Raw genomic sequence first — 16510 nt, 5'->3', positions numbered from 1 at the left:
GATGACAAACCCGAAACCTGCTGTGCTTTCCGCGATGACCGTTGCCGTGGCCCTGCTGGCAAGCCAGGCCGCTGCCCAGTCCTCTACCCATTCCACCCCGGAGCATCGCCCCGATGCCTCCGCCGTGATTCAGGAGGCGCAGCGGCTGCTCGAGAGCGAACGTACCACCACGCGCACGCAGCGAGCCGAGGCCTGGAAGCTGACCGAGCGCGACTGGGAGCGCTACGAGACGCTGATGGAGGGGCCGCGGGGGATCTGGTCGCCCAACCTCGATCCCATCACCGCCCTGGGCGTGGAGGCGCGCAGCGCCGAGGAACGCCGCCGCTATGCGGAGCTGCTGGTAGCCGTGGAGCGCGAGCGCACCGAGCGGGAGCTGGCTTTCCAGCGAGCCTATGACGAGGCCTGGCAGCGCCTCTATCCCGACGAGATGCCGGTGGACGAGTTCACCTTGCGGCCGCGCAAGGCCTTTCACTTCACCGACGAGGGCGCGCTGCAGGCGCGGCTGACGGTGTATGTGGCAATCGAGGCGTGCGAGCGCTGCGACAGCACCGTCAGCGAGCTGATGGCCCAAGGCGCCCAGATGGACATCTTTGTGCTCGACAGCGACGGCGACGACGCGGTGATACGCGACTGGGCGAGCCGCGTGGGCGTGCCAGCGGATCGCGTGCGGGCGCGGGACATCACCCTCAACCACGGCCAGCCGGACCCCGAGCACGGCATCACCGTGGGGTCGCTGCCCCAGGTCTATCCGAGGTGAGGGGGGGTGACATGAGGCTGACAGCATGCCGACGCCTGGTGATGAGCGGCGCGCTTGCCTGTGCCCTGGCGGTGGTGTCATCGCTGGCCAAGTCAGCCGCGGTGCCGCCGGCCTATTTCGATGCCGCAAGCCTGCATCAGGTCCCGCCCGAGGTGCTCTATGCGGTGGCCACGGCGGAGTCGGTGGTGAGCCTGAAGGCGGGTCGCCGGCCCTGGCCCTGGACCCTGAACGTGGCGGGGGAGGGCTTCCACTTCGCGACGCGCCAGGCGGCCTGCGACGCCCTGGTGCTGGCCCTCCGGGAAACCCGCGTCGTGGACGTGGGCATCGCCCAGCTCAATGTGCGCTGGCAGCCGCAGCTGTTCGGCGCCGGAAAGCGCTTTCCCCACCCCTGCGATGCCCTGGATCCCTACGCCAACCTGGAGGAGGCGGCGCGCCTGCTGCGCGGCCACTTCGAAGCCACCGGCGACTGGGTGCAGGCGGCTGGGCGTTACCACCGTCCCGCTGGCGGAGAGCCAGCGGCCCGCTATCGCCGCATCGTCGCCGCCGAGCTCGAGCGGCTGAACACGTCTCGCCAGCGGCAGCTGGCAGCCAACTAAGGGAGATGCGACCGATGGCGAAACGTAATCGCTGCCGCTGGATGTTACCCGCCGTGATCAGTGGGCTCTTCGCGCTGCACGCCGCCGGCGCCCAGCCGGAGACCATGCCCCCAATGTCCCTGGCCGAGCGGCCTGCCCTGGAGGTGCTTGCCGATCATGGCGGCGAGCCGGCACGCCCCTACTTCGTCGCCATCGGCATGGCCGACGTACCGGAGGAGGAGGGCTATGCGCCGGACCCGCGTGCGCCGGTGCCTTTCAGCGAGGCGGATATGCTGCCGGTGACCAGCGAGCGGCTGTCGCCCGGCGAGGTGCGCTTTCGACCGCTGGAGCTGCCGAGCCGCATGACGCCTTTCTTCCTGGTCGGCGACGATGCGCTGTCGCTGCGCTGGCTGGAGGCCCGCGGAGAGACCCTGCGCGAGCTCAACGCGGTGGGGCTGATCGTCGAGGTGGCCACACCCGAGGGGCTTGAGCGCCTGCGCGAGGCGGCGCCGGGGCTCGAGCTGCGCCCCACGCCGGGGGACGACCTGGCCGGCCGGCTGGGCCTGGCCCACTACCCGGTGCTGGTGACGGCTCAGGGGCTGGAGCAGTAGGAGCGCACGATGAACCAGACACACCCCCTGGAGGCGCTGCTGCGCCCGGCGGTAGAGCTCAACACTGCCCTGGTCTGCCTGGCCTGTGCGGTGCTCTGCATCATGGCGCCCTGGTCGCTGGCTCTGTCGCCCAGCGTGGGCTACGGCATGGCGGCGGGTTTTGCCGCCTTCGGGCTGTGGCGTGCGCGGCAGGCCTGGGTGGTGCTGCGCTACCGCCGCAACATGAAGCGCCTGCCGCGCTTCGCGATGCGCAGCCGGCAGATCCCGGTCAGCCAGCGGCTGCTGTGGATGGGTAAGGGCTTCAAGTGGGAGGCGCGCCACACCCAGCGGCTGCATGAGAGCCAGCAGCCCCACGTGCAGCGCTATCTGCGCCCGGGGCCCGCCTACCGCGTCGCCCGGGAGCTGGAGAACCGGCTGGAGCGCTATGGCGCCGGTCGGCCGCTGGTGAAGCTGCTCGCCGCGGATGTGCCCTGGAACCCGGTTCGCCCGCTGCCGCCGGTGGGTGGCATGGCGGCACTGCACGCCGTGGAGTGGAAGGAGCGCGACGTTTACCTGCCCCTGGGGGAGCGGGTCGGCCATACCCTGGTGGAGGGTACCACCCGGGTCGGCAAGACCCGGCTCGCCGAGATCCTGATCACTCAGGACATTCATCGCGGCGACGTGGTGATCGCCTTCGACCCCAAGGGCGACGCCGACCTGATGATCCGCATGTATGCCGAGGCGCAGCGGGCGGGCCGCGGGGATGCGTTCTACGTCTTCCACCTGGGCTGGCCGGATATCTCGGCCCGCTACAACGCCGTGGGCCGCTTCGGGCGCATCTCCGAGGTGGCCACCCGGCTCGCCGGCCAGCTCTCCGGTGAGGGCAACAGCGCCGCCTTCCGCGAGTTTGCCTGGCGCTTCGTCAACATCGTGGCCCGTGCCCGTCATGCCCTGGGGCAGCGCCCCACCTACGAGCAGATCCTCTCGGACGTGGTGAACATCGACGGCCTGATGATCGAGTACGCCCAGCAGACCCTGACCCGCCACGACCAGCACGCCTGGGAGCGCATCACCACCATCGAGGGCAAGCTCAACGAGAAGAACATTCCCCGCCAGTTTCAGGGCCGCGACAAGCGGGTGGTGGCCATCGAGCAGTACCTGCAGCAGGTCAAGGTGGTGGACGCCGTGCTCGAGGGGCTGCGCAGCGCCGTGCGCTACGACAAGACCTACTTCGACAAGATCGTGGCGAGCCTGCTGCCGCTGCTGGAGAAGCTGACCACCGGGCGCATCGCCGAGCTGCTTTCGCCGGACTACGACGACATCGAAGACCCCCGGCCGATCATCGACTGGCAGCAGATCATCCGCAAGCGCGGCATCGTCTACGTGGGCCTGGATGCCATGTCTGATTTCGAGGTGGCCCAGGCGGTGGGCAATTCGATGTTCGCCGACCTGGTCTCGGTGGCCGGCCATATCTACAAGCACGGCATCGATGACGGCCTGCCGGCGGTGAACGGCAAGCGCATGGGCAAGGTGCCGATCAACCTGCACTGCGACGAGTTCAACGAGCTGATGGGAGATGAGTTCATCCCGCTGATCAACAAGGGGGGCGGTGCCGGCATCCAGGTCACCGCCTACACCCAGACCCTCTCCGACATCGAGGCGCGCATCGGCAACGCCGCCAAGGCCGGCCAGGTGGTCGGCAACTTCAACAACCTGGTCATGCTGCGGGTGCGCGAGGAGAAGACCGCCGAGCTGCTGACCCGACAGCTGCGCCAGGTCAACGTGGCCACCCGCATGCTGGTCAGCATGGCCTCCGACTCCAGCGACATCGCCAACGATATCGACTTCACCAGCTCCGGCGGCGACCGCATCAGCACCGTGCAGGTGCCGATGATCGAGCCGGCGGACGTGGTCTCGCTGCCCAAGGGGCAGGCCTTCGCCCTGCTCGAGGGTGGCCAGCTCTGGAAGGTGCGCATGCCGCTGCCGCTGCCCGACAGGCACGAGGACATCCCCGGCAGCATCGCCGAGCTCGCCGAGCGCATGAAGCGCGACTACACCACCGGCGAGCAGTGGTGGACCGCGGTCATGCCGCCGCCGGTGAACCTGGAGCTGGGGGACCTGGGGGCTGAGCTCCCGGTGCGGGCCAGCGATGCCCAGGATCCGCCGCCTGCTCGGGCAGAAGCCCGAGTGGAGGTGCGGGACAAGGACGAGGCCAAAGCGCGCCGGCAGGGGGAGGAGGCCGAGGATCAGCTGCTCGACGAGTGGCCGCTGGCTCAAGAGAGGGAGAACCGTGATGAACACCGAGACAACGCCCATGACGCCTGATACTGCGGCAACCGCCATCGTCTCCAGCGTCGCCCTGGAGAGCGGCTCTTTGAGTGAGCTGCCGCCGGCCCTGTACGGACTGCTTGACTACGTGGTCATCGGCATCGACCGCGTCGAGCTGACCCAGCGCGCCTACCGCAAGGGGCTCTCGCCGGTGTGGGAGCAGGGCGAGCACCCCCATGAGGGGCGGCTGATCCTGCACTACCACGACCGCCGCTGGTCGCTGCTCTGCTCGCTGACGCCGGTGAGGGTGCACTGAGATGGCCACGGCGGAGCGCGCCCAGGAAACCCGACGCGGCTGGCTCTCCACGCTGTTCGGCCTTCCGTTTCAGATCATGGCGGTGTTGGTGGTCTCGCTGCTGATGTCGGTGCTGATCGAGTGGGCGGGGATCTACTGGCAGTGGTGGAGCCAGCCCGGGGCCCAGCACGCCCTGGAGACCCTGGAAGCGGAGGTGGCCCGGCTGGATACCACCTTCACCCGCTCGCTGCTGGTCTCGGACCCGGTCGCCCTGGCGACGGGGGCGGTCAGTCGCGCCTACGACTGGCTGTTCGTGAGGAGCGGGATCTCGGCCTGGCTCGAGACCAGCGCTCATCACGGCGGCTGGCTCGGCACCCTGCACGTCTACGTGCAGGCGGCGCTCTACGTCACGCTGATGACCCTGACCCGGGTGGTCATCCTGCTGCTGACCTCGCCGCTCTTCGCCCTGGCGGCCCTGGTCGGCTTCGTCGACGGTCTGGTGCGCCGTGACCTGCGCCGCTTCGGCGCGGGGCGCGAGTCCGCCTTCATCTACCACCATGCCAAGCGGGCCATCACGCCGGTCTTCGTGGTGGGCTGGCTGCTCTACCTGAGTGTGCCCTTCGCCATTCACCCCAACGCCTTCCTGCTGCCCTGCGCGGCACTCTTCGGCCTGCTGGTCAGCATCGCCACGGGGAGCTTCAAGAAGTACCTCTGAGGCCTCACGTCGCTGGCCTTCCGCGGCCTCGCGGCTATCGTCCGGAGCCTGCACGGGCTCCGGTGCTTGCGTGTCCAGGGTGTTGAGCGGGCAGAGATAAACGTCGTGTGCGGCGCTTATGGTTTCCTGCTGCGCTGCACCCCGGCGGGCGACAGGATGACGGCAATGCCAGCCAACGGATGGACTGTCTTGCCATGACGCTTCGCCGCCTGCCACGGGCCCTGACGCCCCTGCTCCTGACGCTGCTGACCGCCCATTTCGGTATTGCACATGCCGCCGAGCGCGACGGCCTGCGCGATGAGATCGCCCGCCAGGATCTGGCCCTGATCCAGGACCAGCTGGCCCAGATCCAGCGCATTGTGGACCGGCTCGAGGGCCGCGTCGGGGAGTTCGACCCCCACACCACCCGCGTCTTTCTGGACGTGCCGCGCCTGCGCCGTGACCTCGAGGCGGTGGCCGAGGGCATCGATGACGTGCTCGAACCTCCCCGCTTGCCGCCCCGGCAGCCGGCGCCGCTCGCCGGCGACTACCTGCGGGAGCGGTACTGATGGAGGCCTTCGCCGCCGGTGCCGGCTTCGAGGCGCCACCCCTGGGCGTCCTGATTGCCGGGGTGGGCTGCACCGTGGTGCTGCTCTGGGCGTGCTGGAGCGCCATCTCCTCCTACCGAGGCTACGCCAAGGGGCGCGTCAGCGGCGACGACTTCGGCTTCGCCGCCCTGCGCGCCGTCTTCCTGGTCGTGGTGATGTTCTGGATTTTCCTCTGAGGCCGCAGGCCTCGCACCTTCGTCATTCAGCAATTCGTCATTCAAAAAGGAGCTCGTTATGACTGCCGTGCGTTCATTCTTCTCTCGTGCTCGTGCTCGTGCTCGTGCTCGTGCTCATGCCCAGCCCCGGGGCTTTGCCGCGCTTGCTGCGGCGGGGCTCTTGCCGGCCCAGGCCATGGCGCAGGGGCTGCCCTCCATGGAGGCACCGTCGCGAGGGGAGGGGGATGGCCTGCTCACCACCCTGCAGAACTACCTGTTCGACTTCGGCGCCTTGGGCGGCCTGATCCTGGCCACGGTGGCCTTCCTGATCGTGGCCATCGCTGCCATCGCCACCTTCAACGAGGCCCGGGTGCGCGGCGAATGGTCGAAGTTCGGCGTGGTGGTTGTGGTGGGGGTGGTGCTGATCATCGCCATCATCTGGTTGGCCACCAAGGCGTCGGAGATCCTCTGATGGCCAACCGTCTCGACTTTCTGCCGACCCGCCTCAACGCCGCGCCGGTGGTGTTCCGGGGCATGACCGGGCATGAGGTTGGGATGATGGCCCTGGGCGGCCTGGCCGTGGGCCTGCTGCCGGGCGCGATCGGCGCCTGGCTGCTGGGGGCCATCGCCATGGTGCCCACCGTGGCCTTCGCCTGTGCCGGCATGGCGCTCTACTTCGGTGGGGCCGTCATGCGGCGGCTGCGTCGCGGCCGTCCCGCCTCCTGGCTCTATCGCAGCCTGCAGTTTCGCCTGGCCCGGCAGGGCATCCGACTGTGGGGCGGCGATACCCTGATCACCCGCTCCGGCCCCTACTCGCGGCGGCGGATGCGCTACCAGCCGGGAGGACGGCCATGAGTCGCTTTCGTCACGCCCTGAGCGCCCGGGATGCCCATATCACCACCCTGCGCCTGGTCATCGCGGTGCTGGCCCTGCTGAGCGCCGGCCTGTGGTGGGGCTGGAAGTCGGCCCCTGAGAACCTGACCATCCACAATCCGCCCGACCTGCGCTCCGGCAGCACCCGCGCCTGGTGGGAGGTCGACCCCTCGAGCGTCTACGCCTTCGGGTTCTACGTCTGGCAGCAGATCAACCGCTGGCCCTCCGACGGCCAGAGCGACTATCAACGCAACCTGCAGGCCTACTCGCCCTTTCTCACCCCCTCCTGCCAGCGCTACCTGGACAACGACTACGAGACCCGCAACCGCCGTCAGGAGCTCTCCGGGCGCGTGCGCGGCATCTACGAGATCCCCGGGCGCGGCTATCGCGCCAGTGCCGTCGAGGTGCTGAGCCGCGATGCCTGGGTGGTGACCCTGGATATGGCCATCGACGAGCAGTACGCCGGCACGCCTGTGCGTGATCTGTTCATTCGCTATCCGCTACGCATCGTGCGCGCCGACGTGGACCCCCAGCGCAACCCCTGGGGCCTGCAGGTGGACTGCTTCGAGGGCACTCCGCAGCGCCTGGCGGTGCCCGGCCGTGAGGAGGAAGGAGACCTGCTATGAAGTGCGTGATACTGGCCTGCCTGGCGAGCGCGGCGCTGGCCGGCGATGCCCTGGCGGTGGAGGTCATGCCCTGGGAGCGCCGCCCCCTGGAGATACCGCTGCCGGTGGATGAGGAGCGCATCGTCACCCTGGACCGCAACGTGCGGGTGGGGCTGCCGCCGGCCCTGGCCAACCCCGAGGTGCTGCGCGTCCAGAGCGCCGGGGGCGTGCTCTACCTGAAGGCCTTCGAGGCCTTCGAGACCCAGCGCGTGCGGGTGCAGGACGTGGAGAGCGGAGATGTGCTGCTGCTGGACCTCTCCGCCCGGGAGGGAGCCAGCAGCGAGGAGATCCTGGTAGTGGACAGCCGCGAGGCGTCGCCGGCCAGGGCAAGTGCTTCGACGGGTTCGTCCTCGGGTAGCAGCGGGGCGCAGGCGTCAGAGGCGTCCTGGCCTTCTGCTCAGGCGTCAGACGGTGAGGCCCAACGGGCCACCGCCACGCCGGTGCCCGTGCTGCTCACTCGGCATGCCGCCCAGTCCCTCTATGCGCCGCAGCGGACCATCGAGCCCCTGCGCGGCGTCTCTCGCGTGCCCATGCGGCTGCCCGAGTCGCTTGGCACCCTGCTGCCGTCGCTGCCGGTGACCGCCACGCCCCTGGGCGCCTGGCGGCTCGATGGCTGGACGGTCACCGCGGTGAAGCTCGAGAACAACGACCGGCGACGCGCCTTCGAGCTCGACCCGCGCTGGCTGCAGGGGGAGTTCTACTCCGCGACCTTCATGCACCCCTACCTGGCCCCGCGGGGCTCCGTGGAGGACACCACCACGGTCTTTCTGGTCACCCGGCGCGGCGGTCTGGACAGGGCACTGATACCGCTGGAGGAGATGAATCAGGCCGAGGAGGGCACCTCATGACCCTGCGCAGCAACACCCTGCTGAAGGTGCTGGTCCCGGCTCTGCTGGTAATCGTGCTGCTGATCGTGGTGCGCGGCCTGAGCGGCGGCGGCGATGCCGGCACGGACGCCGAGACCGCGGAGGCAGATCCGACGCTGACCCTGAGCGACGACGAGCTGCAGGCGCTCGGCATCGAGGGGGATACCCCGCGGGATACCGTGGCCACGTTGGTTGGCCACGTGCAGGCCATGCGTCGCGATCTGGAGCAGGCCCAGGCGGAAACCCAGGCGCTGCGCGACCAGAACGAGCGGCTGATGACCCGCAACCAGGACGTGGACGGCGCCATCGACGAGGCGCTGCGCCGGGAGCGCGAACGGCTGCGTCAGGAGATCGGCCAGTCCCAGCCGGACAGCTCCATGCTTGGCACCCTGCAGCGTCAGCTGGACCAGCTGCGCCGCCAGGTGGATGGGCAGCGCGACGACGACCTGCCCATTGGCTTAGGGCTGGAAGGTGGCGGTGGACCGAATGGGACGGCCTACTCGGGCCCCGGCTCGGCGCAGGCGCTGACCTGGGTCGAGCCCCTGGACGCCCAAGAGGATGAGCGTGGGCGCGGCGAGACCACCTTCCCGACCCGCTTCGGTGATGCCGCCGGTGAGCTGGGCGAAGCGGCCCAGCGCGCTTCCAGTGCGGTGGAGAGCCGGGTGACCGGCCGCCCCGATGAAGCCAGCGTAGAGCCCGTCTATACGCTGCCGGAGAACTCCACCCTGATGGGCTCGGTGGCCATGACGGCGCTGCTGGGCCGGGTGCCCATCGATGGCACCGTCAACGACCCCTACCCGTTCAAGGTGGTGATCGGCCGCGAGAACCTCACCGCCAACGGCGTCACCCTGCCGGAGGTGGAGAGCGCCATCGTCAGCGGTACGGCGACAGGGGATTGGACGCTCTCCTGCGTGCGCGGCCAGGTCAACTCGATGACCTTCATCTTCGAGGACGGCACCGTGCGTACCCTGCCGGCCCCTGAGGACGTCAATTCCGGTGACGGCTCCGGACGCACCACCATCGGCTGGCTCTCCGACCCGCGGGGCCTGCCCTGCATCCCCGGGGAGCGTAAGACCAATGCCCAGCAGTTCCTGCTGACTAGCTTCATCCTCGGCGCCGCCGAGCAGAGCGCCAATGCCGTCGCCATGGGCGAGGTCACCACCAGCGTGGACAGCGGCGGCGTGGTCAGCGGCCTCACCGGCAGCTCCGGCCGCTATGCGGCCAGCCAGGCCCTGGCCGGCGGCGTTTCCGACGTGCGCCAGTGGGTGCAGGAGCGCTTCGGCCAGACCTTCGATGCCGTGTACGTGCCGCCCGGCCAGCCGGTGGCCATCCATATCGAGCGTGAGCTGCCCATCGACTACGAGACACAAGGAAGGAGGGTGCGATATGACCGCACGGGCGCGGATGTCCTCGATCTGCCGTAGTGCAGAAAATAGCGTCGCATATAGCGCCGGAAATAGCGCTGCGAGAAGTGCTGCAAAATGCGCCGCGAGGCCGCTGGCAGCGCTGATGGCCACCCTGCTGGTGGCGGGCTGCGCCACCTCCCAGGAGGAGCTGATGCCGGTGGGCGATACCACCATGATGGAGATCTGGCAGAACCAGGCCGGCCACAGCACCGGCGAACGCCGCCTGCTGGACGTGCGCAGCGAGCTGCGCCGGCCCCTGGAGAGCCCGGAGCTGGTCAGCGAGCAGCTGCGCTACAGCCGCGACGCCAGCAACGAGATCTACAGCCAGTTTCGTCGCCTGCCCAACCCGGATCTGGTGATGTACGTCTTTCCCCATCTAGCGGGGGCCGAGCAGGTGCCGGTACCCGGCTACTCCACGGTGTTTCCCCTCTACCAGCGCACCCAGTACGCCATGCCCGGCGAGAGCGCCCGCCCAAGCGCAACGCTTGAGAGCCAGGGTGACGAGGGGAGGGCGCGCTGATGTCCAAGTTCGACGACCTGATGAACCGGCTGTTTGGCAGCGCCCCGGCCGGCGACAGCGAGCCCGGCCAGACGCAGGAAACCGTGCTTTCAGGCCGGGATGAGGCCGAGCAGTACGATACGCCAGCGGCCGAGCCGGAGGCGCTGGCCGCGCTCAGCAGCGACGTTCACGGCCGGCCGCTGGCCCTGCCCCGGGGCAAGGCGCCTTCCGTGGCCGAGCTGCGCGCGCACTTCCGCCGGGCGCCCTCGTTCAGCAACTACCTGCCCTGGGTGGAGTACCTGCCCGAGTCGGGCTGCTTTCTGCTGGAAGACGGCGTCTCAGTGGGGGTGGTGGCCGAGGTCTTCCCCATCGCCACCGAGGGCCGCGCCCCGGAGTCTCTGGAGGCGATTCGCGACCAGATCGAGGCCGCCTTTCAGGACAGCCTGCCGGAGTATGAGCAGCATCCTTGGGTGGTGCAGCTCTTCGTCAAGGATGAGGTCGACGCCCGCCCCGACCTGGAGCGCATGCGCGACTATGTGCGCCCCCGGGCCCGGGAGACCGAGTTCACCCAGGACTGGCTGGCGAGCATGGGCGCCCACCTCAAGGCGATCTCCAAGCCGGGCGGGCTGTTCCAGGATGACGGGGTGACCCAGACCCGCTGGCGGGGCCAGACCCGCCGCACGCGCCTGGTGCTCTACAGCTGGCTCGGCAAGAAGCGCCAGGCGGGAGAGCGTCAGCGGGGGCTTTCCCCCGAACAGGCCGCCAATCAGGTCTACGACCGGCTGGCCGCCGCGCTGCACGGCGCGGGCCTGCGCCTGGAGCGCTACGATGGGCGCGCCTTTCACCGCTGGCTGCTGCCGCGCTTCAACCCGCGGCCGCGGCTGGCCCCCGATGACCCGGCGCGCTTCTACGTCCTGTGCGACTACCCCGAGTACGCCGGTGACGTGGCCTGGAACTACGACCTGGCCGAGGGAATGCTCTTCAACTCGCCCCGAGGCGATGTGGAGACCGGGCTCTGGTGGTTCGATGGGCTGCCCCAGTGCTGCGTGGTGGTGGAGGAGATGCGCCGGGCCCCGGTGGTGGGCCATCTCACCGGCGAGGTGCGCCGCTCCGATGGCCAGGCGAGCAACGCCCTGATGGACAAGCTGCCCGAGGGCACCGAGGCGGTGCTGACCATCGTGGCGACGCCTCAGGAACCCCTGGAGGACCATATCAACCGCCTACACAGCAAGGCGGTGGGCGACAGCGTGCTGGCTCGCCAGGTACGCGAAGACTGCGACACCGCCCGTCGCTACCTGGGACAGAACCACAAGCTCTACCAGAGCACTCTGGCATTCACCCTGATGGGCGAGGACGAGCAGGATCTTCAGCAGCGCAGCCTGGAGCTGGCGACTCAGCTGCTGCAGGTGAACCTCTCGCCGGTGGACCCGGAAGACGAGGTCGCCGGCCTGAACACCTACCTGCGCTGGCTGCCGATGAACTTCGACCCGGAGCAGGATCGCAAGAACCGCTGGTATACCCAGTTCAATTACGTCCACCACCTGGCCAACCTGGCGCCAGTGTTCGGGCGCGGCCGCGGGACCGGCCACCCCGGCATGACCTTCTTCAACCGCGGTGGCGAGACCTTCAGCTTCGACCCGCTGAACCTCGAGGACCGCTCGGCCAACGCCCACATGCTGGTGTTCGGCCCTACTGGGGCCGGCAAGTCGGCCACCCTGAACGGCGTGCTGAGCCAGGTCATGGCCATGCATCGCCCGCGGCTTTTCATCATCGAGGTGGGCAACAGCTTCGGGCTGCTGGGCCAGTATTTCGAGCGCAAGGGGATGAGCGTCAACCAGGTCAAACTCTCGCCGGGCTGCGGGGCCCGGCTGCCGCCGTTCGCGGCGGCCACGCGGCTGCTGGAAAACGAGGTGGAGGAGCGGCGTCTGGCCCGGGATACCGAGGACGCCAACCCCTTTGAGGAGGCGCCTCTGGAGGAGGACGAGGAGCAGCCCGATGAGGAGCGCGACCTGCTGGGCGAGATGGAGATCACCGCCCGGCTGATGATCACCGGCGGCGACCCCAAGGAGGAGCGGGAGTTTCGCCGCGCCGACCGGCGCATGGTGCGCGACGCCATCTACCGAGCGGCGGAGCGCTGCCGGGAAGAGGGCCGCGACTGCATGACCCAGGACGTGCGCGAGGCGCTCTATGCGATCTCATGCGATACGGAGATTCCCGAGGAGCGGCAGCGCCGCGCCTATGACATGGGCGAGGCCATGGGGCTGTTCTGCGACGGCTTCGACGGCGAGGTGTTCAACCGCCCCGGTACCGCCTGGCCCGAGTGCGACGTGACCATCATCGATCTGGCCCACTTCGCCCGAGAGGGCTACGAGGCCCAGCTCGCCCTGGCGGTAATCAGCGTGACCAACATGATCACCAACCTGGCCGAGCGCGACCAGTACAGCGGGCGGCCCATCGTCCAGGTCATCGACGAGTGCCACCTGCTCACCTTCAACCCGCTGCTCAGCCCCTATCTGGTTAAGGTGGGCAAGATGGGCCGCAAGCTCTCCCACTGGATCTGGATGGCCACCCAGAACCTCGAGGACTTCCCGGACGCGGCCCGCAAGCTGCTCAACATGATCGAGTTCTGGCTGTGCCTCTACATGCCCCCGGACGAGATCGAGCAGGTCAGCCGCTTCAAGGAGCTCACCGCCACCCAGCGCAAGCTGATGGCTTCCGCCACCAAGGTCTCCAAGAAATACACCGAGGGGGTGGTGCTGTCAGGGCGCCTGGAAGCACTGTTCCGGGTGGTGCCCCCCAGCCTCTACCTGGCCCTGGCCGGCACCGAGGGCGAGGAGAAGGCCGAGCGCATGCGGGTGATGCGCGAGCAGGGCTGCTCGGAACTCGAGGCGGTAATTTCGATATCGGAACGACTTGATCGTGCAAGAGGTATTGGCTAATCATCTGTTGACATAATGCTTTATCTATGCTTGTTATTTTTGGAGCGAAAGTGTAATGTAGGGGCTTTGCGTTCGTGTCGGGCGCATTTGTAATATTATTTAATGAGTAAAGCTCAATGGGTATGCGGGAATTGACAAAGGCAGGTAGTGCGCTCTCTTTATCTTCTAAAATGGTTGGAGGGTTTTCCAGTCATGAATTTAACGCAAAAAGGCGACCAGGCAAGGAAGTCGGGGTTGAATCTTGGTACTCATACTATGCAGGTTTCACTGAGGGTTTTGCAAAGTCTGCAATTTTAGCAGCTGAGCTTCCAGTGGGCTCTAAAATCCTTGATCCATGGAATGGGTGTGGTACCACAACGAAGGTGGCCGACTCTTTGGGATATTCTGCAATAGGGTTTGATATAAACCCTGTTGCTACATTAGTGGCCTCTGCAAAGCTTGCTCGAGCTAGCGATGCGCTATATGTGATCGGTCTAGCATCTCGGCTAGCAAAAGGCAGCTTTTTGGAAGAAGGTAGAGTGAAAAACAATGACCCCCTCAGGGGGTGGTTGTGCCCTGCAGTAATACGCACATATCGTGCGATTGAGCGTGGGGTTCTAGAGAATCTGGCTGATCGTGATGGTAAGGCTCTTAAACCTTCAGAAGTTGCCCTGCCTCCGTTAGCTTCGTTTCTTATGTTGGCTCTTCTGCGCTCTGCTCGTGAGCTTTCTGGCGTCCAAAAAACATCTAATCCGACTTGGATGAAGAAGCGAGAGCGTCCTCCTAAATATAGGCCAGAAGACCTATGTGTCAAGTGGATCGCCAATCTCAGGGAAATGGGTGAAAATCTTATAGAGGTTGAAGAAAGGCCTTCTATAGGCTCAAAGGTGAGCCTTGGCGATTCTAGGCTACTACCTTTAGAGGATTCCACTATTGATCTGGTTGTTACCTCGCCGCCTTATTGTACTAGGATTGATTACGTGGTTAGTACCTCTTTTGAACTGGCAGCTCTTGGAGTTCATGGTGATAAGAGTGATTATGACATGTTGCGACGTAAAAGCATGGGGACCCCGCTTGCAAGAAAGGGTTGCGTTTCTCCCAGCTTAGCATCTTTTCCAGATGGTGTTGCTAGCATTTTGGAGAGCATTAAAAGACACCCAAGTAAGTCTTCTGAAAGCTATTACTTTAAGACGTACGCTCAGTATTTTTCTGACTCAATGCTTTCGATAAAAGAATTGAGAAGAGTCTTGAAACCCGGGGGTGTTGCTGCGCTTGTTGTGCAAAGCTCCTACTATAAGGACGTTTATGTGAACTTGCCAGAGCTTTATGTCGAAATGGCCCAATCGCTTTCTTTAAACTCTGAGATCGCAGTGAGTTATGATGTTAGCCGCTTTTTGTCCCAGATCAACTCGCGGTCTTCTAAGTATAGGGAAAAAACAAAACATTCTGAAGCAGTGGTGATAATGGAGGCAATATGACTGATGATAAAGCCACTCCCGCGCAGCTTATAACGGCCGTGGACTCTGCGGTTACGCGTGTCAGGACAAGGGCTCTTGATGTTTCATTCAACGAACTTTTTGATATGTACCGAAGTGGCGAGCTTGTCATATCTCCGGAATACCAAAGGCTATTTCGTTGGCCAGAAAGCAAGCAGTCGCAATTTATAGAGTCACTTATCCTAGAGCTTCCTATACCGCCTATTTATTTGATAGAGGTTGAGGATGGGATTTACGAGCTGATTGATGGTTTGCAGAGGATCTCTTCTTACTTTCATTTTAGGGGTATTCACCCAAATAAGTCAGATGATGAGGGCGGGGGGCTGGTTTTAACTGGTTGTGATGTGCTTCCTGACTTGAATGGCTCCACGTACGAAAGCCTTCCACAAGCGATACAGATAAAGCTAAAGCGGCATTTTATTAGAATGGAGGTTCTTCGTAGAGAAACGGAAAACCAGTTCCGTTACCATATGTTTAAGCGCCTCAATACTGGGGGGGAGATACTTAGTCCTCAAGAGATTAGGAATTGTACTATCAGGCTTCTGGATAATACTTTTAATGATTTTCTCAAGGATATGGCTAAACTGCCAAGTTACCTAGAGTGCATGGAACAACTAACGGATGAAAAGCGAGAGCAAATGTACCTTGAAGAATATGTTTTAAGGTTTTTTGCATTAAAAAATAATCGTGAAGGGTACTCAAAGGAGGTTGGCGAGTTTCTGACGTCTTACATGGAGTCTGTTGCTGACTCAAGTAAGTCAGTTTCATTTGATTATAGGGTTGAGAAAGCTGCCTTTGAAACAACCTTCGACTTTCTTAATGAAGCGTTTGGGAATGGCGCGTTCTCTGGATATAATAGTCGCGGGAATCCGATGGGATACTTTTCATCATTACACTTCGAGGCGTTTTCTTTAGGTCTGCAGAAGTATCTTGGTGAAATAAGTGCGCTAGATCAAGATGAGAGGGAAGTGGTCTTCGAAGGGCTGAGATCCATAAAAAGCGACCCTGAGTTTAAGAGGTTGACGACAGGAGGTGGGAAAAACTATTCGGCTGCCCTAAATCAAAGGGTCGAGTTTGTTGAAAGGAAGGTCGCTGAGTGCTTATGTTAGACCTTGAAGATATACGAGCCCAGATAGAGGTAGAAAGAGAGTGGCGTGAATCAGAGCTTAGGTTTCTTAAGAATCGTCTGAGCTATATCGATAGCGAGACTGACAGGAAAATATATAGAAAATCATTGGTTGTAATGCTCTATTCGCATTTTGAAGGTGTGTCAAAAGCGATTTTGTTTACTTATGTTAATTCTATTAATGCTTCTGGCCTGCTTGTAGAGCAAGCTAATGAAGCAATATCAGCTGCTTCTCTGGCAGATGTTTTTCAGGCTTTGAGAGATCCTAGTTCAAAATGTAGGGTGTTTAAGAAAGACCTTCCGGATGATGCTAAGGTCCATCGATTTGCACGTGATAAAGAGTTTCTTGTTTCACTTCATGACTTTTATCAACGTGCTGTCTCAATTGATGTTGACTCAATAGTTGATACTGAGTCTAACCTTAAGCCTGTGGTGCTAAGAAAGATTTTGTTTAGGCTGGGTTTGGAGCCATCACTAGTTGATCCATGGACTGGAACTATTCAGCACCTACTCCGTAGGAGAAATGATGTTGCTCACGGCTCAGCTAAAGATGGTATTGATGAGGATGTGTATTGTGAGCTAGAGCATACAGTTGTGAGTGTGGTTGATGATCTAGTGAGAGTTGTATCCCTAGATTCATAGAATAACCGCAGCACTTTGGACCACCCGGTAGAAGCAGGAGGGCCAGCGCCGGTACCCTCCCTGCTTTACCGACCAAA

General features: G+C 63.8%; 18 protein-coding genes. All 18 read left to right on the top strand.

The genetic code is table 11. From position 1 onward, the window contains the following. The first annotated feature begins 1 nt into the window (after window position 1). The 18 genes from QC821_RS04250 to QC821_RS04165 all read left to right on the top strand — a co-directional run bounded on the left by QC821_RS04250 (window position 2) and on the right by QC821_RS04165 (window position 16433). A complete protein-coding gene (locus QC821_RS04250) occupies window positions 2–757 on the top strand; it encodes a TIGR03759 family integrating conjugative element protein (RefSeq protein ID WP_309717464.1) in 756 nt (251 codons plus the stop codon). A gap of 11 nt (window positions 758–768) precedes the next feature. Next, complete coding sequence (locus QC821_RS04245; RefSeq protein WP_309717461.1) at window positions 769–1353, top strand: transglycosylase SLT domain-containing protein; 585 nt, start codon at window positions 769–771, stop codon at window positions 1351–1353. 14 nt (window positions 1354–1367) lie between these two features. Next, window positions 1368–1943 carry an integrating conjugative element protein gene (locus QC821_RS04240; protein ID WP_309717458.1) on the top strand — a complete coding sequence of 192 codons (576 nt, stop codon included), beginning with the start codon at window positions 1368–1370 and terminating at the stop codon, window positions 1941–1943. A gap of 9 nt (window positions 1944–1952) precedes the next feature. Further along, a complete protein-coding gene (gene traD, locus QC821_RS04235; protein WP_479691075.1) occupies window positions 1953–4247 on the top strand; it encodes a type IV conjugative transfer system coupling protein TraD in 2295 nt (764 codons plus the stop codon). Next, a complete protein-coding gene (locus QC821_RS04230) occupies window positions 4216–4506 on the top strand; it encodes a hypothetical protein (RefSeq protein WP_309717455.1) in 291 nt (96 codons plus the stop codon). Before traD ends, QC821_RS04230 begins: the two co-directional genes overlap by 32 nt. A 1-nt stretch (window position 4507) precedes the next feature. Beyond that, window positions 4508–5200 (top strand): TIGR03747 family integrating conjugative element membrane protein, encoded by a 693-nt coding sequence (locus QC821_RS04225; RefSeq protein ID WP_253447969.1) that lies wholly within the window; start codon window positions 4508–4510, stop codon window positions 5198–5200. A 107-nt stretch (window positions 5201–5307) separates the two neighbouring features. Further along, a complete protein-coding gene (locus tag QC821_RS04220) occupies window positions 5308–5748 on the top strand; it encodes an integrative conjugative element protein, RAQPRD family (protein ID WP_309717450.1) in 441 nt (146 codons plus the stop codon). After that, window positions 5748–5963, top strand: coding sequence for a TIGR03758 family integrating conjugative element protein (locus QC821_RS04215; protein WP_023005028.1), 216 nt, complete (start codon window positions 5748–5750; stop codon window positions 5961–5963). The genes QC821_RS04220 and QC821_RS04215 overlap by 1 nt, the downstream gene beginning before the upstream one ends. Window positions 5964–6021: 58 nt before the next feature. Further along, window positions 6022–6414, top strand: a complete 393-nt coding sequence (locus tag QC821_RS04210; RefSeq protein ID WP_309717447.1) for a TIGR03745 family integrating conjugative element membrane protein — start codon at window positions 6022–6024, stop codon at window positions 6412–6414. Further along, window positions 6414–6797, top strand: a complete 384-nt coding sequence (locus tag QC821_RS04205) for a TIGR03750 family conjugal transfer protein (RefSeq protein WP_309717444.1) — start codon at window positions 6414–6416, stop codon at window positions 6795–6797. Before QC821_RS04210 ends, QC821_RS04205 begins: the two co-directional genes overlap by 1 nt. Continuing rightward, window positions 6794–7441: a PFL_4703 family integrating conjugative element protein gene (locus tag QC821_RS04200; RefSeq protein ID WP_299313160.1), complete on the top strand. Its 648-nt coding sequence runs from the start codon at window positions 6794–6796 to the stop codon at window positions 7439–7441. Before QC821_RS04205 ends, QC821_RS04200 begins: the two co-directional genes overlap by 4 nt. Next, window positions 7438–8328, top strand: a complete 891-nt coding sequence (locus QC821_RS04195; RefSeq protein WP_309717439.1) for a TIGR03749 family integrating conjugative element protein — start codon at window positions 7438–7440, stop codon at window positions 8326–8328. Before QC821_RS04200 ends, QC821_RS04195 begins: the two co-directional genes overlap by 4 nt. Continuing rightward, window positions 8325–9770, top strand: a complete 1446-nt coding sequence (locus QC821_RS04190; protein ID WP_309717438.1) for a TIGR03752 family integrating conjugative element protein — start codon at window positions 8325–8327, stop codon at window positions 9768–9770. Before QC821_RS04195 ends, QC821_RS04190 begins: the two co-directional genes overlap by 4 nt. Window positions 9771–9855: 85 nt before the next feature. After that, window positions 9856–10272 (top strand): TIGR03751 family conjugal transfer lipoprotein, encoded by a 417-nt coding sequence (locus QC821_RS04185; protein WP_309717436.1) that lies wholly within the window; start codon window positions 9856–9858, stop codon window positions 10270–10272. Next, the gene (locus tag QC821_RS04180) at window positions 10272–13190 is read left to right on the top strand and encodes a conjugative transfer ATPase (protein WP_309717432.1); all 2919 of its coding nucleotides are present in this window, start codon (window positions 10272–10274) and stop codon (window positions 13188–13190) included. The genes QC821_RS04185 and QC821_RS04180 overlap by 1 nt, the downstream gene beginning before the upstream one ends. A gap of 116 nt (window positions 13191–13306) precedes the next feature. Beyond that, window positions 13307–14647 carry a DNA methyltransferase gene (locus QC821_RS04175; RefSeq protein ID WP_309717430.1) on the top strand — a complete coding sequence of 447 codons (1341 nt, stop codon included), beginning with the start codon at window positions 13307–13309 and terminating at the stop codon, window positions 14645–14647. Next, window positions 14644–15774 carry a GmrSD restriction endonuclease domain-containing protein gene (locus QC821_RS04170; RefSeq protein ID WP_309717427.1) on the top strand — a complete coding sequence of 377 codons (1131 nt, stop codon included), beginning with the start codon at window positions 14644–14646 and terminating at the stop codon, window positions 15772–15774. The genes QC821_RS04175 and QC821_RS04170 overlap by 4 nt, the downstream gene beginning before the upstream one ends. Next, complete coding sequence (locus QC821_RS04165; protein ID WP_309718277.1) at window positions 15768–16433, top strand: MAE_28990/MAE_18760 family HEPN-like nuclease; 666 nt, start codon at window positions 15768–15770, stop codon at window positions 16431–16433. The genes QC821_RS04170 and QC821_RS04165 overlap by 7 nt, the downstream gene beginning before the upstream one ends. The last annotated feature ends 77 nt before the right edge of the window (window positions 16434–16510 follow it).

The sequence above is a fragment of the Franzmannia qiaohouensis genome (assembly GCF_031451695.1).
Classification (GTDB): Bacteria; Pseudomonadota; Gammaproteobacteria; order Pseudomonadales; family Halomonadaceae; genus Franzmannia; species Franzmannia qiaohouensis.
The sequence above is the reverse complement of the archived record's forward strand: the minus strand, read 5'-3'. Positions and strand labels throughout refer to the sequence as shown.

Bases quoted from the DNA above. Each gene is read 5' to 3' on its own strand.
- QC821_RS04200 (WP_299313160.1), top strand. From the start codon at position 6,794: ATGAGTCGCTTTCGTCACGCCCTGAGCGCCCGGGATGCCCATATCACC.
- QC821_RS04245 (WP_309717461.1), top strand. From the start codon at position 769: ATGAGGCTGACAGCATGCCGACGCCTGGTGATGAGCGGCGCGCTTGCC.
- QC821_RS04180 (WP_309717432.1), top strand. From the start codon at position 10,272: ATGTCCAAGTTCGACGACCTGATGAACCGGCTGTTTGGCAGCGCCCCG.
- QC821_RS04210 (WP_309717447.1), top strand. From the start codon at position 6,022: ATGACTGCCGTGCGTTCATTCTTCTCTCGTGCTCGTGCTCGTGCTCGT.
- traD (WP_479691075.1), top strand. From the start codon at position 1,953: ATGAACCAGACACACCCCCTGGAGGCGCTGCTGCGCCCGGCGGTAGAG.
- QC821_RS04205 (WP_309717444.1), top strand. From the start codon at position 6,414: ATGGCCAACCGTCTCGACTTTCTGCCGACCCGCCTCAACGCCGCGCCG.
- QC821_RS04185 (WP_309717436.1), top strand. From the start codon at position 9,856: ATGGCCACCCTGCTGGTGGCGGGCTGCGCCACCTCCCAGGAGGAGCTG.
- QC821_RS04250 (WP_309717464.1), top strand. From the start codon at position 2: ATGACAAACCCGAAACCTGCTGTGCTTTCCGCGATGACCGTTGCCGTG.
- QC821_RS04175 (WP_309717430.1), top strand. From the start codon at position 13,307: ATGGGTATGCGGGAATTGACAAAGGCAGGTAGTGCGCTCTCTTTATCT.
- QC821_RS04225 (WP_253447969.1), top strand. From the start codon at position 4,508: ATGGCCACGGCGGAGCGCGCCCAGGAAACCCGACGCGGCTGGCTCTCC.
- QC821_RS04190 (WP_309717438.1), top strand. From the start codon at position 8,325: ATGACCCTGCGCAGCAACACCCTGCTGAAGGTGCTGGTCCCGGCTCTG.
- QC821_RS04230 (WP_309717455.1), top strand. From the start codon at position 4,216: ATGAACACCGAGACAACGCCCATGACGCCTGATACTGCGGCAACCGCC.
- QC821_RS04215 (WP_023005028.1), top strand. From the start codon at position 5,748: ATGGAGGCCTTCGCCGCCGGTGCCGGCTTCGAGGCGCCACCCCTGGGC.
- QC821_RS04240 (WP_309717458.1), top strand. From the start codon at position 1,368: ATGGCGAAACGTAATCGCTGCCGCTGGATGTTACCCGCCGTGATCAGT.
- QC821_RS04170 (WP_309717427.1), top strand. From the start codon at position 14,644: ATGACTGATGATAAAGCCACTCCCGCGCAGCTTATAACGGCCGTGGAC.
- QC821_RS04165 (WP_309718277.1), top strand. From the start codon at position 15,768: ATGTTAGACCTTGAAGATATACGAGCCCAGATAGAGGTAGAAAGAGAG.
- QC821_RS04195 (WP_309717439.1), top strand. From the start codon at position 7,438: ATGAAGTGCGTGATACTGGCCTGCCTGGCGAGCGCGGCGCTGGCCGGC.